We start from the raw sequence: 23,985 nt of genomic DNA, 5'->3' as shown, positions 1-23,985 counted from the left end.
CATGGATCTGGGCATCAGGGGCAAGCGCGGGCTGGTCTGCGCCGCGTCGAAGGGGCTGGGGCGCGGCTGCGCCGAGGCCCTGGCCGAGGCCGGGGTGGATCTGGTCATCAACGCCCGCGGCGCCGAGGCGCTGGAACGGACCGCGCGCGAGATCGCCGAGAAGCACGGCGTCTCGGTCACGCCGATCGCGGCCGACATCACCACCCAGGACGGCCGCGCCGCCGTGCTGGAGGCGCTGGGGGGACAGGCCGACATCCTGGTCACCAACGCCGGCGGCCCGCCGCCCGGCACCTGGACCGACTGGTCGCGCGAGGATTTCATCAAGGCCATCGACGCCAACATGCTGACCGCCGTGGCCCTGATGCAGGCGCTGGTGCCGGGCATGATGGAGCGCGGCTGGGGCCGGGTCGTGAACATCACCTCGCAATCGGTCAGGACCCCCATCGCGATCCTGGGCCTGTCGAACACCGCGCGCGCCGGGCTGACCGGGTTCGTCGCCGGCATGTCGCGGCAGGTGGCGCCGCATGGCGTGGTGGTCAACAACCTGCTGCCCGGCATCCACGCGACCGACCGCGCGGACAGCCTGGACGCGGGTGTCGCGAAATCCGAAGGCATCGGCATCGACGAGGCCCGCAGGCGGCGCGAGGCCACCATCCCGACCCGCAGCTATGGCCGGCCCGAGGATTTCGGCGCGACCTGCGCCTTCCTGTGCAGCCAGCAGGCGCGCTTCATCGTGGGCCAGAACGTCCTGCTGGACGGCGGGGCGTCGAACATCACCATCTAGGGGGCTTGCCAGGCGGGTCGCCCCCCGCTACGACTTAGGTCGGAAATCGGGAGACGCTGGCGCAAGCCAGGGCCGAAGGAGCAACCGCCCCGGGAATCTCTCAGGCACAGGGACCGTTTTCCGCCGAACGTTCTGGAGAGTGGCGGCTCGACCCCGCCCGCCGAAGGGATAACGATCTCAGGCGCCCCTGATGGGGTAAGGACAGAGGGGGCATCTGGAACGGGCGGAATCGGTCCGCCCGCGAAACAGGGGATGCCCATGGCTGAGCTTGCGCGCACGCCGCTTTACGACCTGCATTTGTCTCTGGGTGCCCGAATGGTGCCCTTTGCCGGCTGGGAGATGCCGGTCCAATATCCGATGGGCGTCCTGGCCGAGCATCTGCACACCCGCGCCCAGGCCGGGCTGTTCGACGTCAGCCACATGGGGCAGGTCATTCTGCGCGGGCCCGATGCGGCGGCGGCGCTGGAAACGCTGGTTCCGGCCGATATCGCCGGTCTGGCCGCCGGGCGGCAGCGCTACGGGCTGTTCACCGAGCCCGAGGGCGGCATCCTGGACGACCTGATGATCGCGAACAAGGGCGATCACCTGCTGCTGGTGGTGAACGCCGCCTGCGCCGAACAGGACATCGCCCACCTGCGCCAGCTGGAAGCGGCCGGCGTCTCGGTCGAGCCGGTGACGGATCGCGGGTTGCTGGCCCTGCAGGGGCCGGGGGCCGAGGCGGCGCTTTCGGCGCTGGTGCCGGGCGCGGCGGCGATGCGCTTCATGGACGTGGGCGATTTCGACTGGCAGGGGGCGCGGCTCTGGGTCAGCCGCTCGGGCTATACCGGCGAGGACGGGTTCGAGATCTCCGTCCCGGCCCACCGGGCCGAGGCGCTGGCGCGCGCCTTGCTGGACCAGCCCGGCGTCGCCCCCATCGGCCTTGGGGCCCGCGACAGCTTGCGGCTCGAGGCCGGGATGCCGCTTTACGGCCATGACATGGATCGCGACACCAGCCCCGCCGAGGCGGGCCTGGGCTGGTCCATTCCCAAGGTCCGCCGCTTGGGCGGTGCCCGTGCGGGCGGCTTTCCCGGCGATGGCGGCATCCTGCGCGAACTGCACGATGGTCCCGCGCGCCTGCGCCGGGGCCTGCGCCCCGAGGGCCGCGCCCCGATCCGCGAAGGGGTCGAGATCTTTGCCGCGCCCGAGGGCGGCGCGGCCCTGGGCCGGGTCTGTTCGGGCGGGTTCGGCCCTTCGGTCGGCGGGCCTGTGGCGATGGCGCTGCTGCCCCCCGACCTGCCCGAGGGCGCGACCCTGTGGGCCGAGTTGCGCGGCAAGCGCATCCCCGTCACCCTGACCCCGCTTCCTTTCCACAAACCCGGCTACAAGCGCTGAGAGGCCAGAGATGCTGAAATACACAGAAGACCACGAATGGCTGAAACAGGAGGGCGACGAGATCACCGTCGGCATCACCGCACATGCCAGCGAGCAGCTGGGCGATGTGGTGTTCATCGAACTGCCCGAGGTCGGCCGCACAGTCGAGGCGGGCGAGGAGATCGTGGTGATCGAATCGGTCAAGGCCGCATCCGACATCGTGGCCCCGGTCGCGGGCGTGATCACGGCGGTGAACGAGGCGCTGCCCGACACGCCCGGCGCGGTGAACGAGGACCCGATGGGCGCCTGGTTCTTTCGCATCAAGCCCGCTGCGGTCGACCTGTCGGGCTTCATGGACGAGGCAGGCTATCGGGCGCTGATCGGCTGAGCGGTGCCGGGCCTGATGGCCCGGCGCGCGCCGGGGGCGCTTCGCCCCCCGGACCGCCGAGGGTCATTTGCAAAACGTGAAGGGCGGGGCGCACGCATGGTCGCGGCCTGCAGCCAGCGGATTTTCCTGATCGAGGCAGACGATGGGCACGTGGACGCCGACCGACTATAACCCTGACGATTTCGCGAACCGGCGCCATATCGGCCCGTCCCCGGCCGAGATGGCGGAGATGCTGAAGGCGGTGGGCGTGGACAGCCTGGAGGCGCTGATCGACCAGACCGTGCCCGCCGGCATCCGACAGGCCGCGCCCTTGGACTGGCCCGCGCTGTCCGAGGCCGCGCTGCTGGCCCGGATGCGTGCGGTGGCGGGGCGCAACAGGGTGATGACCAGCCTGATCGGGCAGGGCTATTACGGCACCGTCACACCCCCGGCGATCCAGCGCAACATCCTGGAGAACCCGGCCTGGTACACCGCCTATACGCCCTACCAGCCCGAGATCGCCCAGGGCCGGCTGGAGGCGCTGCTGAACTTCCAGACCATGGTCGCCGACCTGACCGGCTTGCCGGTCGCCAATGCCAGCCTGCTGGACGAGGCCACCGCCGCGGCCGAGGCCATGGCCATGGCGCAGCGGCTTGCGAAGTCGAAAGCGCGCGGGTTCTTCGTCAGCGAGGACCTGCACCCGCAGACCATCGCCGTGATCGAAACCCGCGCCGCGCCTCTGGGGATCGAGATCGTTCGCGGCGGGGACTGCGACCCGTCGCAGGTGTTCGGGGCAATTTATCAATATCCCGGCACCTATGGCCATGTCCGCGACCTGTCGGCGGATTGCGCCGCCCTGCACGCGGCGGGCGCGGTCGCCATCGTCGCGACAGACCTGCTGGCGCTTTGCGTGCTGAAGGAGCCGGGCGCGATGGGTGCCGACATCGCCGTGGGCAGCGCCCAGCGGTTCGGCGTCCCCATGGGCTATGGTGGCCCGCATGCCGGCTTCATGGCGTGCCGGGACGAGATGAAGCGCGCGATGCCGGGCCGCATCGTCGGCGTGTCGATCGACGCCAAGGGCAACCGCGCCTATCGCCTGTCCCTGCAGACGCGCGAGCAGCATATCCGCCGCGAGAAGGCGACCAGCAACGTCTGCACCGCCCAGGCGCTGCTGGCGGTGATGGCGTCGTTCTATGCCGTCTTCCACGGGCCCGAAGGCTTGCGCGCCATCGCGCAGCGGGTGCATCTGAACGCGGTGACGCTGGCCGATGCGCTGCGCGCGGCCGGGGCCCAGGTCGAGCCGGAGGCGTTCTTCGACACCGTGACCGTGCGGGTGGGGGTGGGGCAGGCGGGCATCCTGGCCGCCGCCCGGCACCGCGGCATCAACCTGCGCAAGGTCGGGCGCGGCCGGGTCGGGATCTCGGTCGACGAGACCACGGATGCCGAGGTGATCGCGCGGGTGCTCGATGCGTTCGGGATTTCGGATGCGGCGGTTCCCGCGAGGGCGCCGGCGATACCGCAGGCGTTGCTGCGCGACAGCGACTACCTGACCCATCCCGTGTTCCACATGAACCGCGCCGAGTCCGAGATGATGCGCTATATGCGCCGCCTGTCGGACCGCGACCTGGCGCTGGACCGGGCGATGATTCCGCTGGGCAGCTGCACGATGAAGCTGAACGCGGCGGCCGAGATGATGCCGATCACCTGGCCCGAGTTCGCCGCCATCCATCCCTTTGCGCCCGAGGACCAGGCGGCGGGTTATCACGAGGTCTTTGCCGACCTGACCGAAAAGCTGTGCCGGATCACCGGCTATGACGCGTTCTCGCTGCAGCCGAACAGCGGCGCGCAAGGGGAATATGCGGGGCTGCTGACCATCGCCGCCTATCACCGTGCGCGGGGCGAGGCCCGCGACATCTGCCTGATCCCGGTTTCGGCGCATGGCACCAACCCGGCCAGCGCGCAGATGTGCGGCATGAGGGTGGTGGTGGTCAAGTCTGCCCCGAACGGCGATATCGACCTGGAGGATTTCGCCGAGAAGGCCGCGAAGGCCGGCGACAGGCTGGCGGCGGTGATGATCACCTATCCCAGCACGCATGGCGTCTTCGAGGATACCGTCCGCGAGGTCTGCGACATCGCCCATCGCCACGGCGGGCAAGTCTATATCGACGGGGCGAACATGAACGCGCTGGTCGGCCTGGTGAAGCCCGGAGAGATCGGTGGCGATGTCAGCCACCTGAACCTGCACAAGACCTTCGCCATTCCGCATGGCGGCGGCGGCCCCGGCATGGGGCCGATCGGCGTCAAGGCGCATCTGGCGCCCTTCCTGCCGGCCGATCCGCGCACCGGCGAGGAGGGCGCGGTGTCGGCGGCGCCCTGGGGCTCGGCCTCGATCCTGTTGATCTCCTGGGCCTATATCCTGATGATGGGGGGCGCGGGTCTGACCCAGGCGACGCGGGTGGCGATCCTGAACGCCAACTATATCGCCAGCCGGCTCGCCGCGGCCTATCCGGTCCTGTTCATGGGCAATCGCGGCCGGGTCGCGCATGAGTGCATCCTGGACATGCGGCCCTTTGCCGCCCATGGCGTGACCGTGGACGACATCGCCAAGCGCCTGATCGACAACGGCTTCCACGCGCCCACCATGAGCTGGCCGGTCGCCGGAACGCTGATGGTCGAGCCCACCGAGTCCGAGACCAAGGCCGAGATCGACCGCCTGATCGCCGCCTTCCTGGCGATCCGCGACGAGATCACCGAGGTCGCCGAGGGCCGCATCGCCCCCGAGGCCAGCCCCTTGCGCCACGCCCCCCATACGGTCGAGGACCTGGTCGCCGACTGGGACAGGGCCTATTCGCGCGAGCAGGGCTGCTTTCCGCCCGGCGCCTTCCGGGTGGACAAGTACTGGCCTCCGGTGGGGCGGGTGGACAACGCCTATGGCGACCGCAATCTGGTCTGCACCTGCCCGCCGGTCGAGGACTACGCCCAGGCGGCCGAATGACCGGCACGGGGGCGCGACGGAACCGATCCCGCCCCCGCCCGCCCGTCTCACGGAAAGGCGCGGCGACCCCTCTTGACTTTCCTTTCGGCGCGGTCCAGATACCCCGCCAGTGTGGGGCCGTAGCTCAGTTGGTAGAGCGCATCGTTCGCAATGATGAGGCCAGGGGTTCGATTCCCCTCGGCTCCACCAGTTTTTCCTGCTTCTAGTTTTTTACGATTTAAATCCAGAAGTTAACGCAAATAGTGGCAGGATCGCCTGCTTCATTCTGACCAGCCATTCTGACCACTCCTGTGCTACTGGTTGTAAGGGTAATTACTTTTCGAGAGTTGTCAAAGGTTTGACAGGAAGGTCAGGGCCGGTTCGATAAGCTCCTCTAACCTATCCTCTGGCGGCGCGGCATTTACCGCCTGATCGGCCAGCACCAGCTTCCGGCGTTCCAGCTTTTCGATCCGCTGTTCATAGGCGGCTGCGACGGTCGGGCTGGCTCCCTCCATGATCCGGTCAAGCAGGCCCTCAATCTGTTTTTCGATATCCCTGATCTGGTCGGACAGAGCGGCGCGCGCCCGCTGCGCCTCGGCCTGCCGCGCATTCCAGATGTCGGTGAACATGGCGCGGGCCAGCGCGAAGAATTGCCGTGCGGGACGCATGCAGCGCAGGATGGCTTCCGCGCCGTCTTCGATATCGGCGCGGGGGATGGAACGCCTGTGCGAAGCGCAATTGGGCGTGTCGCACAGATAATAGGCGTAATGCTTGTTCCGGCCCTTTGACCAGCAGGAAGTCATGGGCTGGTCGCAATCATCGCAGAGGACGAAACCGCGTAACGGGAAGTCCTCGTTGATGTCCTTGCGGGCCGGAGCCACCGCAGAGCCGCGCAGACGCGCCTGTATGCGCTCATGCGTGGCGAGGTCGATCAGCGGCTCATGGAAGCCCTTGCGCAGGGATATGCCCCAATTCGGGGCCTCGACATAGCCCGCATAGGTGGGACGAGCCAGAAGCTCGCGCACCGTGGTCAGGCGCACTTCACCTGTCTGGCGGCTTTTCAGGAATTCCGGCTTGGCTTCGAGAAAACGCATCACTTCGGATTGCGAGGTGAACCGCCCGCTGGCGAAGCCTTGCAGGACTTCGCGGACGATGGAGGCCACAGGCTCATCCGGCACCAGTAGCTTGCCATGCTCACAGTTGCGGGCGTAGCGATAGCCCACGGGCGGGTGGAAGACGTAATAACCCTTCTCGACTCGCGCCTTCATCTTCTGCACCACCTGCCTGCGGTTCTGCTCGCGCTCAAGCTGGCCTTGGGCGGCGATGATGGTTTCGATGAAGCGGCCTTCGGGCGTGTCTTCCAGATTGAAGTTCAGGCATTCGATCCGTGCCCCGCGCTGCGCGAATTCGCGGCGCAGCTTGATGTGGAACTCCGTATCGCGGGCGAAACGCTTGAGGTCATCGAAGATGACGACATAGGGCGTTCCCTTCTGTGCATCGAGATAGGCCAGCATCGCCCGCATGCCGGGGCGCTTCATGAAATCACCGCCGCCGGAACTGTCGTCGGGGAAGACTGCCTCGACCGCATAGCCCTTGCCATCCGCATATTGGCGGCAGCGATGTTCCTGCGAGGCCAGTCCGCTGCCTTCCAGCTTCTGCTTGGTGGAAGACACGCGGCAATAGATGAGTGCCGTGAGCGGCTCTAAGGGAGGGGTGGAGTGTGTGTTCATGTATCCTGCCTTTCCGATGCCGCTGCGGGGTCAGCCCCCGTCCGGGGCATCATTGAAGTGTTCGCGTATGTTGGGTTTGCTTGAGTTTAGCCCATCGGAATCGGCCTGTGCGCGTGGATCAAGGGATTTTTCGACTTGTCCACAGGCTTGTTGGACGGGATGGACGCCAAAGCCTAGATCGACAAAAGCCACCATGGTAATCCTCCCCGTTTTAACGGGGCGCGACCGTAGAACTCACGCGGCCATTTTCAGCTTCATGGCGGGTGTGACGCCGCCGATGCCCATGTTCGGGCGTTCGTTGTTGTAGGTCCATAGCCATTCGGTGGCGATCTGCTGCACCTCCTCGATGGTTTCAAAGATGTAGAGGTCGAGCCATTCGTGCCGAACCGTCCGGTTGTAGCGCTCGACATAGGCGTTCTGCTGCGGCTTTCCGGGCTGGATGTAGGTCAGGGCGATGCCCTGCTTCTCGGCCCAGATTGTCAGCGTGGCACTGACGTATTCCGGGCCGTTATCGACCCGGATCGCCAGCGGTTTGCCGCGCCATTCAATGATCTGGTTCAGGGCTCGGACGACCCGCTCGGCGGGCAGCGAAAAATCGACCTCGATACCCAGCCCCTCGCGGTTGAAGTCGTCCAGCACATTCAGCAGCCGGAACTGCCGCCCGTCGGCCAGCCGATCGGCCATGAAATCCATCGACCAGACCAGGTTCGGGGCTTCTGGAACTGCCAGTTCATCGGGCTTCTCCCGCTTCAGCCTGCGCCGCAGCTTGATCCGCAGGTTCAGCTCCAACTCGCAGTAGATCCGGTGGACCCGCTTGTGGTTCCAGACATGTCCTTTGACGTTCCGCAGGTGTAGGAAACACAGGCCGAAACCCCAGGTCTCGTGGACATTCGTCAGCCCGACCAGCAGATCGGCAATCATCTCGTTCTCGTCGTCACGCTTCGGACTATAGCGAAAGCAGGTCTCGCTGACGCCGAACGCCCGGCAGGCCAGCGCGATGCTAACCCCCTTCGTCGCCACCGCCTTCTCGGCCAGCTCCCGGCGCTGAGCTGGACGCGTCACTTTTTTCCCAGAGCCTCTCGAAGCAGATCGGCCTGCATGCTGAGATCGGCGAACATGCGCTTCAGTCGCCTGTTCTCATCCTCGAGGGCCTTCATCTGGCTCATCATGGATGCATCCATGCCGCCAAACTTCGCGCGCCATTTGTAAAACGTCGCGCTGCTGATCCCATGCTCGCGGCAAAGCTCGGAAACGGGCAGCCCGCCCTCCGCCTGGCGCAGCACGCTCATGATCTGGGCTTCAGTGAAACGGCTCTTCTTCATCGGAATCTCCTCGTCCATCTTGCCGAGAAAACTCTACCTTCGCATCCCATTAACCACGGGGAGGATTACCCATGCACCGCGCCGTAGAGTGCCAGTTTCTGCAAGGCGCACAGGATCAGATCGTCAATCCCGGTAACGCCAGCCATCTTGAGGGCATAATCGCGCCGCGCAAAATCGTAAATGACGGTCAGACGATGCTCCCCGGCAGGATCATCCTGCCGGTAAAGCGTGAAGGTGAATTCGGAGCGCAGGGTTTCTTCATCTACGCGGCCTGAGACGAGCAGGATATGGACTCCGAGTTCCTCATCGCCAATTTCTGCGCGGACAACATCAATATCCATTTTACCGAGTACTCCCCATATGTCGGTTTATCCCACCCGTTCCAGAGAGCGGCGCAGGGTGGAGCGATCAGCCCCGAAGCGCCGCGCGGCCTCGGCCACGCTCAAGCCGTCCTGCGCGATGGCGCGCTGCGCCGCCATGACCGTTTCCATGTCGAGAACGGGTTTACGGCCAAGGCGCGCGCCGTTCTTACGGGCGGCATCGAGGCCCGCCATCGTGTTTTCCACGATGATATCGCGCTGGAACTCGGCGAAGGCTGAGAACAGATGATAGACCAGCTTGCCGCCCGGCGATCGAGCGCGTTGTGCGGGCCAGTCCGAATGTTCGCGCCGTCTTCATCAGCCCGGCCACGCGATGGCCAACGACAACCCGAACGGTCTTGGCGCCTCGGTCTGGGGCAGCGACGTTGATGCCGCGCGGGCGGTGGCGCGGCGGCTGGAAAGCGGTTCGGTCTGGATCAACAAGCACGGGGCGGTCCAGCCGAACGCGCCCTTCGGCGGGGTCAAGCAATCCGGCATCGGCCTGCAGTTCGGGCTGGAGGGGCTGAAGGAGAACACCACCGCGCAGGTGGTCTTCGGCTGAAGGCCACCCGGGCCCTTGGGCCCGGGTGACCCGCGAACCGTCGCGGGAAGGCGCGCGTCCCCGCAAGGCGCGCGCGCCCGTCCGGTCAATGCACCTCGTGCGCGGGGTCGTATCCGGCGGGGATCTCGTCCGAGCCGTCGCGGATCAGCAGATGCGGCGGGATGCCCTCGGGGCGGACCTTGTCCTTGGGCAGGGCCGAGACGAAGGCGCGGTCCCCCCTGCGCCGGTCGAAATCCGCCCGCGCGGCCGCGCGCAGTTCGGGGTCGGTCATCAGGTCGTGGCCCACCCCCGCCATGATCGTGGCCGAGGCGATGGCGCTTTTGTCGCCGATGCTCATGCCGCCGCAGGCGGTCACCGGCCAGGTGTGCAGCCCGACCCCGATGGGCATCGACACCCAGGCGAACAGCGCCGTCGGGGTGATGTAGCTGACATCGCCGACATCGGTGCCGCCGCCGGTGGTGATCTCGGGCAGAAGCGGCATCAGGATCGGCATCAGCCCTTGTTCGGGCAGGCCCATCTCGCGCTGGCAGGTCTTGGCGAAATCCTGCTCCTCGGCGCTCCACTCGATCGGGACGGCGCCCATGTGCTGGTGGACGCGCTGCAGCAGGGGCTCGTTCGGCAGCAGGTCGTGCATGCCGAAGAACAGGTCCACCTCGGCCTCGGTCCTTGTGGTCAGGGCGGCGCCCTTGGCCACGTCGCGCACCCATTCGGTGACCGCCTCGACCGAGGCGCGGCTTTCGTCGCGGATCATGATCAGCACCGCGGCATGGTCGGGGACGACGTTGGGCGTCTCGCCCGCCGCCTCGTAGACGTAATGCAGCCGGGTGGTCGGCTGCAGGTGTTCGCGCATGAACTGGATGCCGGTGCCGAACAGCTCTGCCCCCTTCAGCGCGCTGCGCCCCTCCCAGGGGTCGACGCCGGCATGGGCGGTGCGGCCGGTGAAGGTGATGCGCAGCATGTTGACCGCCGCCGTGCGCAGCATGCCGGTCGCGTTCATCGGCCCCGGATGCCAGGCCAGCGCCGCATCGAGGTCGTCGAACAGACCGTCGCGCGCCATATAGACCTTGGCGCCCTGGGTTTCCTCGGCCGCGCAGCCATAGACGCGGATCAGGCCGGGCGTGCCGTCGGCCGTCATCATCGCCTTCAGCGCGATGGCGGCGCCCGTGCAGCCCGCGCCCAGCTGGTTGTGGCCGCAGCCGTGGCCGACCTCGGTTCCCTTCGGGCCGGGGGCCTGGCGCGGCTCGGCGGCGTTGCCAAGGCCCGGCAGCGCGTCATATTCGGGCAGGAAGCCGACCTTGGCCCCGCCCTCGCCCTGCGACCATTCCGCGACGAAGGCGGTCGGGATGTTCGACGTGCCCCGGCTGGTGATCGTGAATCCCGCCGCTTCAAGCTCGCGGATATGGATCTGGTGCGAGATCTCCTCGTGCAGCGACAGTTCGGGGGTTTCCCAGACCTCGCGCGAGATGCGCAGGATCTGGTCGCGGATCGCCTCGACCGCGTCGCGGGCGGCGGCGGCCGATTCGGGGGCGGGGCCGGCGGGCGGCGCGTCCTGCGCCAGCGCCAGATCGGCGCCGACGGGCCACAGCGCCGCCGTCGCCAGCGAACTCAGCATCAGTGCGCGGCGGGACATCCCGACAGGCGGGGCAAGGGTCTGATCGTCATGCATCTTGGACCTCATCCAGGGTTTCGGCAGCGGTGCCGGATGGTTGTCGCCAGGACCAGAAGACAGGAAACCCGGCCCTGGCGCAACTGCCGCGCCGCGCCGGCCCCGGCCCCGCGCCTCTGCGCGGGGCCTTTCGCCTCAGCTCAGCCCCCCGCGCCGCCGCGCGGGGCCTTTCGCCTCAGCTCAGCCCCCGCGCCGCCGCACGGGGCCTTTCGCCTCAGCTCAGCCCCGCCTTGCGCAGCCCGTGGATGTAAAGCTCCAGGTCCTCGGGGTGGCGCAGCGGGGGGACCTTGCGCCAGTGCTCGATGGTGAAGTTCGGATGGACGCGCATGACCTCGGCGGCGTGGTGGCGGGCCTCGGGCATCTGGTCCAGCATGGCATGGCTCGCGGCCAGCAGCCGGTGCGCCTCGGACCGGTCGCGCATCCGGTTCAGGGTCTGGATCGTCTCGGGATACTGGCCGTTGTGGAAATAGGCGTCGCCCAGGAACCACAGGTAGGAATCGGGATGATAGGGGTTCAGCCGGATCGCCCGTTCCAGCATCTGCACGGCGCGCGGCCCCTGGCGGACATAGGCCAGGCAGTCGCCCATATAGGCCAGCAGGTCGGCGTCGTTCGGGTTCAGCCCGATGGCGTGTTCATAGGCGGCCAGCGCCTCGTCGTGCTGCTTGAGGTAAAGATGCGCCAGCCCCATTTCGGAATAGCCGCGCGAATCCAGGTTGTCGCACTCGACCGCCCGCTTGGCCAGGACCAGCGCCTGGTTCAGCGCCCCGGCCGGGTCGCTGGTCCAGTTGTAGCGCCATTCGACGTTGAAGGTCCGCTTGGCGGCATAGCTGCGGCCATAGGCGGGGTCCAGCTGGCGGGCCTGTTCGAACAGGCGGCGGGCGTGCAGGTTGGCGTCGCGCAGAAAGCGGAACCCCATGTCCTGGCCGCGCAGCACCAGCCCATAGGCATAAAGCGCGGGGTGCTGCTGGGCGGCCAGGCGCTGGCGCTCGGCGGCGTCGATCTGGATGGCGACGCGGGCGGCGGTCATCGCGGCGACATCGTCCTGAAAGTCGAAGATCTCGTTCATCACCCCGTCGTAGCGTTCCGACCAGATGATGTTCTCGGCCGCGCCTCGATCAGGTCGGCAGTGACGCGGATGCGGTTGCCCGACCGCCGCAGGCTGCCCGACAGCAGATAGCGCACCCCCAGCCGCTGCCCGATCTCGCGCAGCGAGCCCGAGTTGGCGGCGGCCAGAATCGCCGAATGGCGGGCGATCACCATCAGGTTGCGGAACCGGCTGAGGCTGGTGATCAGGTCGGCGGCGATGCCCTGGCACAGGTATAGGTCGCCCGGATCGGCCGAGATGTTCTCCATCGGCAGGATCGCGACCGAGGCATCGGGCAGGGTCTCGGCCGGGGGCGCGGGGCGCAGGGGCAGGATCTCCTGCGCCGCGGCGGGGACGGTGGGCAGCATCTCGACGGAAAACACCTCGACCGGGGTCGAGATGTTCTTCAGCCGCTTCGTCCCGATCGAGCGCAGCCGCACCTCGTCGTTCGGGCGCAGCATCCGATAGACGGCGTCGGTGACGCAGATGCCGCCGGGCTCGGCAAAGCTCTGGATCCGCGCGGCCAGGTTCACGCTGTGGCCATAGACCCCGTCCTGCCCCGCGAAGGTGTCCCCGACCGAGATGCCGACCCGGTACAGGATCGGCTGCCCGTCCTCGGTCCAGGCCTGTTCGCGGGCCAGTTCGCGCTGCATCTCCAGCGCGAAATGCAGCGCCTGCTGCACGCTTTCAAACACCGCCACCAGCCCGTCGCCCGCCGTGTTGACGACCGAGCCGCCGTAATCGCCCGTCAGGCTGCGGATCAGCGCAAGCGACCGCGTCAGGCGCGCCAGCGTGCCCTGCTCGTCACGCTCGATCAGGCCGGTGTAGCCGTGGATGTCGGCATACAGCACGGTCATCAGCCGCGGTCCGGTCAAACTGGTCTGGGCGATCATGCCTGCCCTGGTCTCCTTTTCCTGGCCGGGCCGGTTGCCCGACGCCGGATCGGGCGGAACAAAGGCGCACCCGGCTGCGGCGTCAAGTCCATCCGGTCGGCACGCCTTCCTGATACAGGAAATCCGGCTGAAAATCGCCTGAACGATCGATCAGGATCCGTGACATGCCCGATTCACGCCCTATAGTCCGGACCATGAAGGAATGTCTGGAATTCGGCCTGCGCTCTGCCCGTCCCGATGAATTCGCCTTTGCCGAGGCGATTTACATCAATGCGATGCGCCCCCTGATGGAACAACTGGACGCCTGGGACGAGCCGCTGCGCCGCGCCGCGATCCGGCGGTCGTTCAAGGCGGCCGATTCCTGCATCATCACCCTTGGCGGGCGCGACATCGGCTGGATGCAGGTGACCGAACGGGACGCCGACTACAACCTGGCCCAGATCCAGATCCTCGAGGAATACTGCGGCCTGGGCATCGGCACGCGGATCATCCGCGACCTGCTGGACAAGGCGGCGCGGCAGGGGCGGACCGTGTCGCTGTCGGCGGTCCGCACCAACCGCGCCATCGGGCTGTATCAAAGGCTGGGATTCCGCATCATCGACCCCGACGCGTCGCCGATCATCGACATGGTCTGGACGCCCGCCCGCCGGTCGTCGTGACCCCCGGCCCGGGCGGGGCGGGGCGCCCGAACCTGCCGGACGGGGCCAAGCGCCACCGGCTAGGCACCCACCGCATCCTGTCCCCGGCCGAGACGGTCGCCCGCGTCACGCCGCTGATGGCGCGCATGGGCATCACCCGGGTCGCCGATGTCACCGGGCTCGACCGCATCGGCGTGCCGGTGGTGATGGTCTGCCGGCCGAACGCCCGGTCGCTTGCGGTGTCGCAGGGCAAGGGCTGCGACCTGGCCGCCGCCACCGCCTCGGGCCTGATGGAGGCGGCCGAGCTCTACCACGCCGAACACATCGACCGCCCGTTGCGGCTGGGATCGCTGGCCGAACTGTCGGGCGCGCTGCCCTTTGCCGACATCGCCCGGCTGCCGCTCATCTCGGACGCCTTCCACCCGCATCTCGTTACCCTGTGGATCGAGGGGCGGGACCTGGTCTCGGGCGAGCCGCGCTGGCTGCCCTTCGAATCGGTGCGCGCGAACTTCACCCTGCCGCCGCCGCCCGGCAGCGGCTGTTTCGATTGCAGCAGCAACGGCCTCGCCTCAGGCAACAGCATGGCCGAGGCGCTCTGCCACGCCATCTGCGAGGTAATCGAGCGCGACGCCATCGCGCTGTGGAACGCGGGGGGCGAGCGGGGCGCGACGGGGCTGGACCTGGCGGGCGTGGACGACCCGTCCTGCCGCGACCTTCTGGCCCGGCTGGAGGGCGCCGATTTCGACGTGGCCGTCTGGGACATCGCCAGCGACATCGGCGTGCCCGCCTTTTCCTGCCTCATCACCGACCGGCGCGACCCGATGCAGCACATGGGCCTGGGCGCGGGCGCCCATCCCGCGCGCGCCATCGCCCTGTCCCGCGCCCTGACCGAGGCGATCCAGGTCCGCACCACCTATATCTCGGGCGCGAGGGACGACCTGACGCATCGCGACTACGGCGCGGCGGAGCGGGCGCGCAAGGCGGCCTGGGCCGCGCGGATGCGGGCCGAGCACCGCCCGGCGCGCGATTTCGGCGGAATCGCGCAGCATGTCTCGGACCGTTTCGGGCAGGATCTCGGCTGGCTGCTGGACCGGCTCTCCGGCGTCGGCGCGACCGAGGTCGTCGCGGTCGACCTGAGCAAGCCCGACCTGGGCCTCGATGTCGTGCGGGTGGTGATCCCGGGGCTTGAGGGGCCGGACGACCACCCGCGCTATCGTCCCGGCGCAAGGGCCCGGCGGCGCATGGAGCGCGCCCGATGACCGCGGTGATCTTCGCCGGCCCCTCGCTTCGGGCCGAGGACCGGGCACGGTTTCCCGGCCTGACCTTCCTGCCGCCCGTAGCCCAGGGCGCGCTTTACGCCGCCGCGCGGCGCGGGCCGCGGGCGATCGGCATGATCGACGGCTTCTTCGACGGCCAGCCCGCCGTCTGGCACAAGGAAATCCTGTGGGCCCTATCGCAGGGCATCGCGGTCTTTGGCGCGGCCAGCATGGGCGCGCTGCGCGCGGCCGAGCTTGCCCCCTTCGGCATGATCGGGGTCGGCGGGATCTTTCGGGACTTCCGCGACGGCACCCTGCGCGACGATGACGAGGTCGCGCTGCTGCACGGCCCGGCCGAAACCGGCTATCTGGGCCTCAGCGAGCCGATGGTGAACATCCGCGCCACCGTCGAACGCGCCCTGGCCGAAGGCATGCTGGACGCGCCGGGGGCGGGGGCGATCCTGGCGGCGGCCAAGGGCCGTTTCTATCCCGACCGCCTCTGGGAAAACCTGCTGCCGGCCCTGCCCGACCCGGCGGCCCGCAGCGCCCTGGCCGCCTGGCTGGCGCAGGGCCGCGTGAACCGCAAGCGCCAGGATGCGCTGGCGCTGCTGGACGCCGTGCAGGACCATCTGGACCGGGACGGCCCGGCCCCGGCCCCCGCGCCCGGTTTCTTCTTCGAGCCGACCGAGGCCTGGGCCAGCGCCCCCTGGCTCGACGCCGACCCCGACCCGGTGGCCGAGGCGATCCTGGACGAGCTGCGGCTGGACCCCGACGCCTATGGCCGGGTTCGCGACGCGGCCCTGCTGCAGGTCCTGGCCGAAGGCGCGCCCGGAACCGACCCTGGGGCGGACCCGGGCGACAAGGACGAAGCCCTGGCCCAGGTCGTCCACGAATTCCGCATGGCGCAAGGCTTGCTGCGGCAGGCCGATCTGCAGGCCTGGATGGCGCGAAACGACCTGGACACGGCCGGCCCGGCGCCTGATGCAGGGCCAGGCCGCGCTGCTGGCGGCGGGGCGGCGCCGCGATCCCGCGCTGGGCGCCGCGAGGCTGAGACCGGCTGCGGCTGCAGGCGATAACGCCGCACATGCGCGCCGGGCCCGGACCAAGCGGCAGGCGGCCGCTGCGGAGCCCGGGCTGCCGCTGCCGCTGCTGGTGGCCTGGTATTTCGAAACGCGGCTGAACCGGCCGCTGCCCGACAGCATCCCCGACCATGCGGCGGCGCTTGGCCTGCCCGATGCCGACCGCTTTCACCGCATCCTGGCCGCCGAATACGCCTTCCTGCTGGCGCGGGTCTCGTGACATCCTTGTCAATACTGGAAAACCTCGCCATGCTGCGCGGCAGGGCCTGCGGCGGGACGCGCCGCAAGGGCCCGATCTTGGCCCAGGCGCATGCGGGAAGGCTGTCCCATGACCGAAACATTGCTGAACACCTCGGCCATCCTGCTGTTCGGGCGCGTGGTCGAGGACCTGCGGATCGACCCCAATGCCTCGGACCCGGCCCACAGCGGCGCGCCGGGCCATCTGGCCCAGCAGCTTGCGGCCAAGGATCCAAGGCTGGCCCGGGTCTATGGCTTCGGCCTGGCCGGGGTCTATCACCTGCTGCCCACGCCTGCGCTGTTCCTGGTCCACGGGCCGGGCGCGCCCGCCGCGACGCTGCTGGCCGGGCTGAACCCCTCCTCCCCGCCCGAGGCCGGGGACAAGGACCGCGCGCCGGTTCCCGCCGGCGCCCTGCTGCCCGAGGATCTGGTCGCCTGGTCCTATGACAAGGCCGATTACACCATCCGCCTGGATGTCCAGACCGGCTCGTCGAACAGCTCCTGCTGGGCGGCGGCCCCGACGGCCCCCAGACCCGCGGGATGAGCGTGCAGGGCATGAGCGTCCGGGGCATGAGCTTTCGCGGCATGAGCCTGCGCGGTGGCGACAAGGACTGACGACGATGCCGGCCCCCTTCATATCGCCGACGCCACCAATCCTGAGGGCAAGAAGCTTTACATGGCGAAAGGCATCGATCCGCTCTACGGCAAACGATCCGCTCGACGGCAATCGGGCCCCGGCCGAATGCGGCATCGTCTACGGACGCCGAGCCGGGACCGCCCTTTCATTGGGACCTGCCGTTTGGAAGCCGCTCAAAAAAGCATATCAAGCCAACAAAGGATCGCATCCTTAGAGATGCCTGAACCCGGCGGCCGGGCCGCAGGACTGGCCCACACGACGCCGGCGGTTTCGGCAAGGGGCGGCCCTGCATGTCAGCCATGCCGCCGCCCCTTTACCAGCAGGCGCGGCACCGTCGTGCCTGCCTGGCCAGGATCCCCAATCCCCGAGAAAGAGATCGTTCGCGCTGGAAATGGTGAACCGAAAACCTGCTACTTGTAATGACGCGCTGACATGATTGGTAAGATCCTGCCCTCCATCTACGCGCTTTGCCCCGGCGATTCTGTGCGCAAACGCACAAACCGGGGTCGCTTCGCAAAAAAATATCACCTGCGGGCCGGGGGACGGCCATGCTGATCCAGCTTTGTGATCTGGACTGGTTCCAGGGCCTGCCCGCGCCCGAGCTTGACCGCATCCAGGCGGCCTGCCTCAGCCGCAGTTTCGAACAGGGCCAGCGCATCATCGAACGCGGCGATCCGGGCCAGACGGTCCTGTTCGTGCTGTCCGGCCATGTCCTTGCCGTGCAATGGACCGAGGGCGGGCGCGAAATCGTCTACAAGGACATCGGCCCCGGCGCCCCCTTTGGCGAGCTGTCGGTGATCTCGGGCGCGCCCCGGTCGCTGTCGCTGTACGCCCGCACCGACTGCACGGTGCTGGAAATGCCGGGGCCGTTGCTGCTGGAACTGATCGACACCCGGCCCGAGGTTCGCCAGGCGGTCATGCGCGGCCTGGTGCGCTGCGTCTACGACCTGACCGAGCGGGTGCAGGAACTGACCGTGCTGGGGGTCGAGGATCGGCTCCGCGCCTATCTTCTGCGCACGGCGCTGGAGCAGGGCGAACTGAAGCCGGGGCTGACGCTGGGCAACCTGCCGACCCATGCCGTGATCGCCAATATCGTCGGTGCCAACCGCGAGGCGATCAGCCGCAGCCTGGCCGCGCTGAACCGGCGCGGCGTCATCCAGTCCGGCCGCCGCTTCCTGCGCATCCTGAAACCCGACGCGCTGATGCGGCTGGACGAAGGCTGACGGGCGCTGCGCCGCCGGGCGCTGCGACGCCGGGGGCGGCAGCACCGGCCATGTCGTCAATCGGCGGTTCGTCACGGCGGCCAAACCCGCTTCCGGGCCAGCCTGCCGCGCCGTTCACGCCAGAGGCCGCCGACCGCCGGGACGCTGGACCGGAAAGCAGCTCCGCCGGTCCGGGCGGACGCGCCTTGCGCCGGTCACGCCGTCACGGGCCGCTCACCTTCGCGACGAAGGCGTTGAGCTGGGCCAGGGTCTCGTCGAAACGGCCCTCGGCTTCGGCAAAGCGCAGGAACCGGACCTGGTCGACCAGGATTTCGCTCGGCGTCGGCTGCTGCCGGAACAGCGCCATCACCTCGTCGGCGAAGGTTTCCAGCGGCAGATAGCCCTGGCGGCTTTCCTGCCCCGGCGTCAGGCCGGTCTGGACCGCCGGCGGGGCCAGTTCGATGACCTCGACCTTTCCCTTCAACGCCTCCCGCATGGCGACGGTATAGGAATGGATCGCCGCCTTGGTGGCGTTGTAGGTCGGCGTCGTGGTCAGCGGCACGAAGGCCAGCCCCGAGGTCACGTTGACGATGGCTGCATCGGGCTGGGCGACAAGGTGGTCGATCAGCGCATTGGTCAGCCGGATCGGCCCCAGCAGGTTGGTGGCGATGGTTTCCTCGGCATCCGACAGGTCGCGGGCGCCGTCGAGCCTTTCGAACCGCATGATGCCCGCATTGTTGACAAGAACGTTCAGCGCCGGATGGGCGGCCAGCAGGCGGCGCGCGAAATCGGCGACGCCCTCGGCGCTGTCCACGTCCAGGGTCAGCGCATGCATGTCGGCCCGTCCCGCGCAGGCGCGGTCAAGCGCCTCCTGCCGGCGCCCGGCGATGACGACGGTGTTGCCAAGGTCATGAAAGCGGTGCGCCAGCGCCGCGCCGATGCCCGAGCCGCCGCCGGTGACAAGAATGGTGTTGCCTGATTGTTTCATGGGGGTCGGCCTTTCAAAAGGGATAGGTGGTCCAAAGCATTCGAAACCGCGCGCCGGCCGCCTGCAAGGGCCGGCGCGCCGGGATCACTTGGTGGTGTAGCCGCCGTTCACCAGGATGGTCTGGCCCGTCATCCACCAGCCGTCCGACACCAGCAGGCGCACCCACGGCACGATATCCTCGATATCGGTCAGGCCGGCCCTGGAAAACTTCGACAGCGCCGCCGCGGTCTTGTGATAGGCGACCGCGTCCGCGTCCTCGGCCGGATAGAAGAAGGGCGTGTCCATCGGCCCCGGTCCGATGGCGTTGACCGAGATGCCGCGCGTGCCGAACTCCTTCGAGGCGGCGCGGGTGAAATGCTCGACCGGCGCCTTCATGCCGGCATAGCTGGCATAATAGGGCGTATAGGCCCCCAGCAGCGAGGTCACGATGGTCAGCACCTTGCCGTTGTCGTTGACGTTGAGCCCGGCCTCCTTGAGAAAGAAGAAGGCGGCCTTGGCGTTGATCGCGTCCATTTCGTCGTATTCGGCCTCGGAGGTCTCGATCATCGGCTTCTTGAGCACCTTGCCGACGGTGTTGATGGCGATGTCCGGCCGGCCGATCGCCGCGACCGTGTCGGCGAACAGCTTCTCCATCGCGGCGGCCGTGGTCAGGTCGGCCTGAAAGGCGACCGCCTCGGCCCCGGCGGCCTTCAGCGCCGCGACGGTCGCGTCGGCATCGGCCCTGGTGCCTTCGCTGTTGTAGTGGATCGCGATGGCCTTCGCGCCCTGCGCGGCCAGGTCGCGGGCGATCAGCCCGCCCAGGTTCTTGGCGCCGCCGGCGATCAGCGCCGCCTTGCCCTTGATTCCGTGGTCGGTCATGGCGTTCTCCTGTGCGATGAAGGATTGAAAGGCAGCGGTTGATCGGCCCTGCCGTGCCGGCTTGCGGCATCCCGAGGCGCAAGGTATCGTCTGGATTGTTCCAATAAAGACCGGCATTCTGACATGACATGTCAGGAATGCCGAACAATCGGCAGGATCGACGCTGGACCGGATCGACCTTTTCCGCATCTTCACCCGCGTCGTCGACGCCGCGAGCTTCACCCGCGCGGCCGATACGCTCGGCCTGCCGCGCTCCTCGGTCTCGGCGGCCGTCGCCGAGCTTGAAGGCCGGGTCGGCGCGCGGCTGCTGAACCGCACCACGCGCAAGGTCGCGCCCACCCAGGACGGGGCCGCCTTCTACGAACGCTGCCTTCGCGTCATCGCCGATGTCGAGGAAACCGAGGGGCTGTTCCGCCAGACCGCCCAGCCCTCCGGCCGGCTCCGGGTCGATGTGCCGGGCCGGATCGGGCGGCTGATCCTGGCGCCCGCGCTGCCCTCGTTCCTGGAGGCCTACCCCGAGATCGACATCGAGCTTGGCGTGACCGACCGCGCCGTCGACCTGGTCGGCGAAGGCGTCGATTGCGTCCTGCGCGTCGGCCCCCTGGGCGATTCCGGCTTGATCGCCCGCGCCATCGGCACCCTGCCGCTTATCAATGTCGCGAGCCCGGACTATCTGGCGCGGCACGGATCCCCCGAAACGCCGGCCGATCTTGGTCGCCACTGGGCGGTGAACTACGCCTCGCCCTCGACGGGCCGGGTCGAGCCGTGGGAGTGGGTCGACCAGGGCGCGCTTCGCGCGACCCCCACGCGCGGCCGCGTGACGGTCAACAGCGCCGAAGCCTATATCGCCTGCTGCCTGGCGGGGCTCGGGCTCATCCAGATCCCGGCCTATGATGTGCGCCCGCATCTTGAGGCGGGGGAGCTTGTCGAGGTCCTGCGCGATCACCGGGCCGAGCCGCTGCCCGCGACCCTGCTTTATCCGCACCGCCAGCATCTGTCGCGGCGGGTCCAGGTCTTTGCCGAATGGCTCGAGGCGCTGCTGCGGGACGCGCTGCACGGGACGCCGGGCGCATGACGCCTTCCGCCCAGGCGGCGCAAAAAAGAAAAGCCGCCTCGCGGCGGCCTTCTTTCAGCGTCTGATTTCCCTTCGGAAATCTGGAGCGGGCGATGAGATTCGAACTCACGACCCTAACCTTGGCAAGGTTATGCTCTACCCCTGAGCTACGCCCGCGCTCCGCAACCGTCGGCGCCTTGGCCTTCGGTGAGGGGTCATTTATGGGACCGGGCGGGGGGGTGCAAGAGGAAAAATGCACCCCCGGCGAAAAATCTTGGACCCGCCCCGCACCACCCCCCGGCCGGGCTTGACCCGGCCCGCCGATCGCGAAACCCTGCCCCGATGCAGCAGGGGACAGGCGCGTGAAACCATCCGATCAGCTTGCCGAATTCGTGCGCGCGGCCATGGCGCGGGGCGGCACGCCCGACGCGATCCGGGACGCGCTGCAGGACGCCGGCTGGTCCGCCCCCGAGATCGCCGAGGCGCTGTCGGGCTGGCAGGCGGCGCCCGGCCTGCCGCCGGTGCCGCGCCCGCGCCCCATGTCCGGCGCAAGAGGCGCGATGTACGGCCTGCTGTTCCTGTCGCTGGGGGTGATCGCCTGGCACCTGTGCCAGCTGGGGATCGAACTGGTCGACTACCTGATCCCCGATGCCGCCGGCCGCACCCAGCGCCCCGGCGGGGCCGAGCGCTGGTCCATCGCCTCGCTCATCGCCTTCACGCCGCTCTTCTGGGTGCTGAACCGCCGGGTCGCGCGGCTCAGCCAGGGGGACGGCGGGCGCAGGCGGTCGCTGGTGCGCAAGTGGTTCGCCTCGATGACGCTGATGGTCGCCTCGCTCGTGTTCCTGGCGGATGCGATCTATGTGATCTATGCGCTGCTGAACGGCGACCTGACGCTGCGCTTCGCGATCAAGGCCGCGCTGGTCGCGGCGGTGGCGGGGCTCGTCTTTGCCTATTACCGGGACGAACTCGATGCCTAGGGGGCCGATGCGCAAGGGCTGGGCGGCGGCGGCCATCGCGATCCTGTCGGCCCTGGCCATCGTGGCGGGCCTCGCGCTGACCGGCGGGCCCGGCACGGCGCGCAAGCAGAACCGCGACCGCGACCGGGAACAGGACCTGATGGCGCTGGCCTCCTTCGTCGATTGCCTGGCGACCGAGGCCAACGCCCTGCCGACATCGCTGGACCCGACGCGGCAATGCGACCGCCGGCTGCGCGTCAGCGATCCGCACAGCGGCACCCCCTATCGCTATCAGGTGCTGGACCCGCGCCGCTATCGGCTGTGCGCCGACTTCGAACTGCCGCCCGACCGGCCGGACGATCCCTGGGGGCGCGACGCGCAGGGCTGCATCATCCGCGATTTCCACCCCGCCCCGGCGCGCAACGCCACCATCCCCTGGCGGCGCTAGGCGGGCTCGGCCGCCAGGGCGCACAGCGCGCCGATGGGCCGGCTGCCCGCGCCGGGCTCCAGCGCGCGGGCCAGAAACGCCGGCGGCCCCGGGCATGGCGGGCAAAGGCCGCGGCGGGGGTCAGGGCCGGGTCGGCCTCGATGTCCAGGTGCAGGCCGCGCGCCTCGGGATCGGCGCGCAGGGTGATGTTGAACCCGTCGCCCGGACCGTTCGACAGGACGTGCCGCCGCGTGTCGCAGCCCGCGAACCGCGCCTGCTCGAACGGCAGCACATTGATCAGCGGCGAAAAGAAAAAGCGCTGCTGCGCCCCCAGCCCGTGGTCCGCGCCGATCTGCTCGATGCGGTAGCGGCCGTGCCGGCGCAGCCGCCGCAACTGCCCCGCCAGCCGCACCAGCACCGGGCCCACGGGCTCGGACGGCGCCAGCGTGACGTCGAAGGGCAGGATGTTGACCACCAGCGCCGGCACCCGGATCGCCACGCTGCCCATCCGGCTCAGATAGGGCAGCCAGACCGGGACCGAGACGCGGCCCGCCCCGTCCCGCCGCCGCGCCGCTGACCCGTCCTCCAGCGCCAGGGCGCACCAGGCGCCGCACAGCACGGTCAGCAGGTCGGGCCAGCCGATTCCGGCCGCCTCGGCCGTGGCCAGCAGCGGGCCGCGCAACGGCGACAGGTCGGTCTCCTGCGCCAGCGGGGCCTCGGCGTAATCCTCGGAGCCCTTGGCCAGGACCCGGGGCGCGGGCAGGGCGGCCAGCATCCCCTGCCAATGGCGCCCGTCCGCCTGGTGGCGCGGGCTGGCCCGATACTCGGCCTCTTCCTGCAGATAGGCGGCCAGCGGCGCCAGCGGCGCGCCCGCGTCCGCCAGTCCCAGCGCGGCCGCGTACAGCCGGGCCGCCCGCGCCTCGATCAGCCCCATCGCATAGCCGTCCAGCGCGATGTGATGGCCCCGGCTGTACCAGACCCAGCGATCCGCCCCCAGCCGCAGCAGCCTTGCGCCGAAATCGGCTGGTCCAGCAGGTCCAGCGGCGCCGTCAGGTCCTGCCGCATCATCGCCATGGCCCGGCCCATCGGGTCGGGCTCGTCCGCCAGGTCGATCCGGCGCAGCACCGGGCGACGGGCCGGGTCCACGGTCTGGCGCGGCGCGCCGTCCGGCCCCACCGACAGGCGCAGCGACAGGACATCGGCCTCGGCCAGCAGTGTCCTTATGGCGCGGGCCAGCGCGTCCCCATCGACCGGGCCGCAAAGCTCCAGCGCATGGGCCACGGTCGAGACGGCCTCGCCGGGGTGCAGGCGAAACTCCTCCCAGAAATCAAGCTGCGCCAGCGTCAGCGGTTGGGCGGTATTCAGGCTGTGATGATGGGTCATGATCCGTCCTCGGGTGCGAGGCGTGTGAAAGGGGGTGTCTGTGGGAAATGCTGGCCTGGGCGGGTTCGGAGGCGCCCTGCTTGCCTCGGGAAAGAAAGCTGGATAAAAATACTAAACTATTGCAACCCGTCAAGCGCCGCTCGCCCCATGGGCGAAACCCGGCCGGTCCGAAGGATGAA

The 23,985-nt window shown here is 68.8% G+C and carries 25 protein-coding genes, 2 tRNA genes, 1 pseudogene and 1 riboswitch; of the genes and pseudogenes, 17 read left to right on the top strand and 11 right to left on the bottom strand.

The features are described 5' to 3' along the window. Position 1 precedes the first annotated feature (1 nt). The 5 genes from DPM13_RS06950 to DPM13_RS06930 all read left to right on the top strand — a co-directional run bounded on the left by DPM13_RS06950 (position 2) and on the right by DPM13_RS06930 (position 5,685). Positions 2-784, top strand: a complete 783-nt coding sequence (locus DPM13_RS06950) for an SDR family oxidoreductase (RefSeq protein ID WP_080621170.1) — start codon at positions 2-4, stop codon at positions 782-784. 37 nt (positions 785-821) lie between these two features. Continuing rightward, positions 822-910: riboswitch (glycine riboswitch) on the top strand. A 132-nt stretch (positions 911-1,042) separates the two neighbouring features. Further along, complete coding sequence (gene gcvT / locus DPM13_RS06945; RefSeq protein WP_112887699.1) at positions 1,043-2,155, top strand: glycine cleavage system aminomethyltransferase GcvT; 1,113 nt, start codon at positions 1,043-1,045, stop codon at positions 2,153-2,155. Between the two features lie 10 nt (positions 2,156-2,165). Then, positions 2,166-2,522 carry a glycine cleavage system protein GcvH gene (gene gcvH, locus DPM13_RS06940; RefSeq protein ID WP_036763534.1) on the top strand — a complete coding sequence of 119 codons (357 nt, stop codon included), beginning with the start codon at positions 2,166-2,168 and terminating at the stop codon, positions 2,520-2,522. Between the two features lie 142 nt (positions 2,523-2,664). Further along, entirely contained in the window at positions 2,665-5,496 is a 2,832-nt protein-coding gene (gene gcvP, locus DPM13_RS06935) for an aminomethyl-transferring glycine dehydrogenase (protein WP_112887698.1), read from the top strand. Between the two features lie 113 nt (positions 5,497-5,609). Beyond that, positions 5,610-5,685: transfer RNA gene (locus tag DPM13_RS06930), tRNA-Ala, on the top strand. Positions 5,686-5,825: 140 nt separating this feature from the next. On the opposite strand, the gene DPM13_RS06925 is transcribed toward DPM13_RS06930, so the two are convergent. Then, positions 5,826-7,205 (bottom strand): recombinase family protein, encoded by a 1,380-nt coding sequence (locus DPM13_RS06925; RefSeq protein WP_112887499.1) that lies wholly within the window; start codon positions 7,203-7,205, stop codon positions 5,826-5,828. Positions 7,206-7,439: 234 nt separating this feature from the next. Beyond that, positions 7,440-8,527 (bottom strand): IS3 family transposase gene (locus tag DPM13_RS06920; RefSeq protein ID WP_105291570.1). Its coding sequence is split into 2 segments (ribosomal slippage): positions 7,440-8,278 and positions 8,278-8,527, totalling 1,089 coding nucleotides; the frame shifts between segments, so codons are not numbered across the junction. Positions 8,528-8,598: 71 nt separating this feature from the next. Between DPM13_RS06920 and DPM13_RS19645 the strand changes: the two genes are divergently transcribed. Further along, entirely contained in the window at positions 8,599-8,802 is a 204-nt protein-coding gene (locus DPM13_RS19645; RefSeq protein ID WP_145963319.1) for a hypothetical protein, read from the top strand. Positions 8,803-8,895: 93 nt separating this feature from the next. On the opposite strand, the gene DPM13_RS06910 is transcribed toward DPM13_RS19645, so the two are convergent. Continuing rightward, a complete protein-coding gene (locus DPM13_RS06910) occupies positions 8,896-9,132 on the bottom strand; it encodes a recombinase family protein (protein WP_262983327.1) in 237 nt (78 codons plus the stop codon). An 88-nt stretch (positions 9,133-9,220) separates the two neighbouring features. Between DPM13_RS06910 and DPM13_RS06905 the strand changes: the two genes are divergently transcribed. After that, entirely contained in the window at positions 9,221-9,448 is a 228-nt protein-coding gene (locus DPM13_RS06905; RefSeq protein WP_112887696.1) for an aldehyde dehydrogenase family protein, read from the top strand. Positions 9,449-9,533: 85 nt separating this feature from the next. Here DPM13_RS06905 and DPM13_RS06900 read toward each other — a convergent pair whose 3' ends face one another. The 3 genes from DPM13_RS06900 to DPM13_RS22440 all read right to left on the bottom strand — a co-directional run bounded on the left by DPM13_RS06900 (position 9,534) and on the right by DPM13_RS22440 (position 13,091). Next, complete coding sequence (locus DPM13_RS06900) at positions 9,534-11,114, bottom strand: amidohydrolase (protein WP_223252414.1); 1,581 nt, start codon at positions 11,112-11,114, stop codon at positions 9,534-9,536. Between the two features lie 214 nt (positions 11,115-11,328). Then, the gene (locus DPM13_RS22445) at positions 11,329-12,180 is read right to left on the bottom strand and encodes a tetratricopeptide repeat protein (RefSeq protein ID WP_223252413.1); all 852 of its coding nucleotides are present in this window, start codon (positions 12,178-12,180) and stop codon (positions 11,329-11,331) included. Continuing rightward, positions 12,180-13,091: an adenylate/guanylate cyclase domain-containing protein gene (locus DPM13_RS22440; RefSeq protein ID WP_223252412.1), complete on the bottom strand. Its 912-nt coding sequence runs from the start codon at positions 13,089-13,091 to the stop codon at positions 12,180-12,182. The genes DPM13_RS22445 and DPM13_RS22440 overlap by 1 nt, the downstream gene beginning before the upstream one ends. A gap of 164 nt (positions 13,092-13,255) precedes the next feature. Here DPM13_RS22440 and DPM13_RS06890 point away from each other — a divergent pair, with 164 nt between their 5' ends. The 6 genes from DPM13_RS06890 to DPM13_RS06865 all read left to right on the top strand — a co-directional run bounded on the left by DPM13_RS06890 (position 13,256) and on the right by DPM13_RS06865 (position 18,161). After that, positions 13,256-13,750: a GNAT family N-acetyltransferase gene (locus tag DPM13_RS06890; protein ID WP_112887695.1), complete on the top strand. Its 495-nt coding sequence runs from the start codon at positions 13,256-13,258 to the stop codon at positions 13,748-13,750. Continuing rightward, positions 13,747-14,988 (top strand): YcaO-like family protein, encoded by a 1,242-nt coding sequence (locus DPM13_RS06885; RefSeq protein ID WP_223252411.1) that lies wholly within the window; start codon positions 13,747-13,749, stop codon positions 14,986-14,988. Before DPM13_RS06890 ends, DPM13_RS06885 begins: the two co-directional genes overlap by 4 nt. Beyond that, positions 14,985-16,061: a TfuA-like protein gene (locus DPM13_RS06880; protein WP_112887694.1), complete on the top strand. Its 1,077-nt coding sequence runs from the start codon at positions 14,985-14,987 to the stop codon at positions 16,059-16,061. The genes DPM13_RS06885 and DPM13_RS06880 overlap by 4 nt, the downstream gene beginning before the upstream one ends. Before the next feature lie 76 nt (positions 16,062-16,137). Beyond that, positions 16,138-16,284 carry a hypothetical protein gene (locus DPM13_RS20535; RefSeq protein ID WP_189654861.1) on the top strand — a complete coding sequence of 49 codons (147 nt, stop codon included), beginning with the start codon at positions 16,138-16,140 and terminating at the stop codon, positions 16,282-16,284. A 108-nt stretch (positions 16,285-16,392) separates the two neighbouring features. After that, on the top strand, positions 16,393-16,845 hold the full coding sequence (locus tag DPM13_RS06870; RefSeq protein ID WP_223252410.1) for a hypothetical protein: 453 nt from the start codon (positions 16,393-16,395) through the stop codon (positions 16,843-16,845). A 641-nt stretch (positions 16,846-17,486) separates the two neighbouring features. Continuing rightward, positions 17,487-18,161 (top strand): Crp/Fnr family transcriptional regulator, encoded by a 675-nt coding sequence (locus DPM13_RS06865; protein WP_112887692.1) that lies wholly within the window; start codon positions 17,487-17,489, stop codon positions 18,159-18,161. A gap of 202 nt (positions 18,162-18,363) precedes the next feature. On the opposite strand, the gene DPM13_RS06860 is transcribed toward DPM13_RS06865, so the two are convergent. Further along, a complete protein-coding gene (locus DPM13_RS06860) occupies positions 18,364-19,128 on the bottom strand; it encodes an SDR family oxidoreductase (RefSeq protein ID WP_028720048.1) in 765 nt (254 codons plus the stop codon). 84 nt (positions 19,129-19,212) lie between these two features. Then, positions 19,213-19,986 carry an SDR family oxidoreductase gene (locus DPM13_RS06855; RefSeq protein WP_112887691.1) on the bottom strand — a complete coding sequence of 258 codons (774 nt, stop codon included), beginning with the start codon at positions 19,984-19,986 and terminating at the stop codon, positions 19,213-19,215. Between the two features lie 163 nt (positions 19,987-20,149). Here DPM13_RS06855 and DPM13_RS24940 point away from each other — a divergent pair. Both DPM13_RS24940 and DPM13_RS06850 read left to right on the top strand, forming a co-directional pair. Next, positions 20,150-20,275: pseudogene (locus DPM13_RS24940) on the top strand (helix-turn-helix domain-containing protein); the annotation flags it as partial. Between the two features lie 162 nt (positions 20,276-20,437). Beyond that, positions 20,438-21,061 carry a LysR substrate-binding domain-containing protein gene (locus tag DPM13_RS06850; protein WP_262983269.1) on the top strand — a complete coding sequence of 208 codons (624 nt, stop codon included), beginning with the start codon at positions 20,438-20,440 and terminating at the stop codon, positions 21,059-21,061. Between the two features lie 81 nt (positions 21,062-21,142). On the opposite strand, the gene DPM13_RS06845 is transcribed toward DPM13_RS06850, so the two are convergent. Continuing rightward, positions 21,143-21,217: transfer RNA gene (locus DPM13_RS06845), tRNA-Gly, on the bottom strand. Between the two features lie 185 nt (positions 21,218-21,402). On the opposite strand from DPM13_RS06845, the gene DPM13_RS06840 reads away from it, so the two are divergent. After that, the gene (locus tag DPM13_RS06840) at positions 21,403-22,017 is read left to right on the top strand and encodes a DUF5671 domain-containing protein (RefSeq protein ID WP_112887689.1); all 615 of its coding nucleotides are present in this window, start codon (positions 21,403-21,405) and stop codon (positions 22,015-22,017) included. A 7-nt stretch (positions 22,018-22,024) separates the two neighbouring features. Further along, positions 22,025-22,444, top strand: a complete 420-nt coding sequence (locus DPM13_RS06835) for a hypothetical protein (protein WP_112887688.1) — start codon at positions 22,025-22,027, stop codon at positions 22,442-22,444. Here the strand turns inward: DPM13_RS06835 and DPM13_RS06830 are convergent. Together DPM13_RS06830 and DPM13_RS24935 are read right to left on the bottom strand one after the other, a co-directional pair. Beyond that, a complete protein-coding gene (locus tag DPM13_RS06830) occupies positions 22,386-23,378 on the bottom strand; it encodes a hypothetical protein (protein ID WP_262983326.1) in 993 nt (330 codons plus the stop codon). The genes DPM13_RS06835 and DPM13_RS06830 overlap by 59 nt on opposite strands. Continuing rightward, entirely contained in the window at positions 23,348-23,806 is a 459-nt protein-coding gene (locus DPM13_RS24935) for a condensation domain-containing protein (protein WP_262983268.1), read from the bottom strand. The genes DPM13_RS06830 and DPM13_RS24935 overlap by 31 nt, the downstream gene beginning before the upstream one ends. Between the last annotated feature and the right edge of the window lie 179 nt (positions 23,807-23,985).

Source organism: Paracoccus mutanolyticus, assembly GCF_003285265.1.
GTDB lineage: Bacteria > Pseudomonadota > Alphaproteobacteria > Rhodobacterales > Rhodobacteraceae > Paracoccus > Paracoccus yeei.
This window is presented reverse-complemented; position numbering and strand designations above follow the sequence as displayed.

Excerpts from the sequence above, each read along its gene's own strand:
- DPM13_RS06950 (WP_080621170.1), top strand. The coding sequence starts at position 2 with ATGGATCTGGGCATCAGGGGCAAGCGCGGGCTGGTCTGCGCCGCGTCG.
- gcvT (WP_112887699.1), top strand. The coding sequence starts at position 1,043 with ATGGCTGAGCTTGCGCGCACGCCGCTTTACGACCTGCATTTGTCTCTG.
- gcvH (WP_036763534.1), top strand. The coding sequence starts at position 2,166 with ATGCTGAAATACACAGAAGACCACGAATGGCTGAAACAGGAGGGCGAC.
- gcvP (WP_112887698.1), top strand. The coding sequence starts at position 2,665 with ATGGGCACGTGGACGCCGACCGACTATAACCCTGACGATTTCGCGAAC.
- DPM13_RS06925 (WP_112887499.1), bottom strand. The coding sequence starts at position 7,205 with ATGAACACACACTCCACCCCTCCCTTAGAGCCGCTCACGGCACTCATC.
- DPM13_RS19645 (WP_145963319.1), top strand. The coding sequence starts at position 8,599 with ATGCACCGCGCCGTAGAGTGCCAGTTTCTGCAAGGCGCACAGGATCAG.
- DPM13_RS06905 (WP_112887696.1), top strand. The coding sequence starts at position 9,221 with ATGGCCAACGACAACCCGAACGGTCTTGGCGCCTCGGTCTGGGGCAGC.
- DPM13_RS06900 (WP_223252414.1), bottom strand. The coding sequence starts at position 11,114 with ATGCATGACGATCAGACCCTTGCCCCGCCTGTCGGGATGTCCCGCCGC.
- DPM13_RS22445 (WP_223252413.1), bottom strand. The coding sequence starts at position 12,180 with ATGAACGAGATCTTCGACTTTCAGGACGATGTCGCCGCGATGACCGCC.
- DPM13_RS22440 (WP_223252412.1), bottom strand. The coding sequence starts at position 13,091 with ATGATCGCCCAGACCAGTTTGACCGGACCGCGGCTGATGACCGTGCTG.
- DPM13_RS06890 (WP_112887695.1), top strand. The coding sequence starts at position 13,256 with ATGCCCGATTCACGCCCTATAGTCCGGACCATGAAGGAATGTCTGGAA.
- DPM13_RS06880 (WP_112887694.1), top strand. The coding sequence starts at position 14,985 with ATGACCGCGGTGATCTTCGCCGGCCCCTCGCTTCGGGCCGAGGACCGG.
- DPM13_RS06870 (WP_223252410.1), top strand. The coding sequence starts at position 16,393 with ATGACCGAAACATTGCTGAACACCTCGGCCATCCTGCTGTTCGGGCGC.
- DPM13_RS06865 (WP_112887692.1), top strand. The coding sequence starts at position 17,487 with ATGCTGATCCAGCTTTGTGATCTGGACTGGTTCCAGGGCCTGCCCGCG.
- DPM13_RS06860 (WP_028720048.1), bottom strand. The coding sequence starts at position 19,128 with ATGAAACAATCAGGCAACACCATTCTTGTCACCGGCGGCGGCTCGGGC.
- DPM13_RS06855 (WP_112887691.1), bottom strand. The coding sequence starts at position 19,986 with ATGACCGACCACGGAATCAAGGGCAAGGCGGCGCTGATCGCCGGCGGC.
- DPM13_RS06835 (WP_112887688.1), top strand. The coding sequence starts at position 22,025 with ATGCGCAAGGGCTGGGCGGCGGCGGCCATCGCGATCCTGTCGGCCCTG.
- DPM13_RS24935 (WP_262983268.1), bottom strand. The coding sequence starts at position 23,806 with ATGACCCATCATCACAGCCTGAATACCGCCCAACCGCTGACGCTGGCG.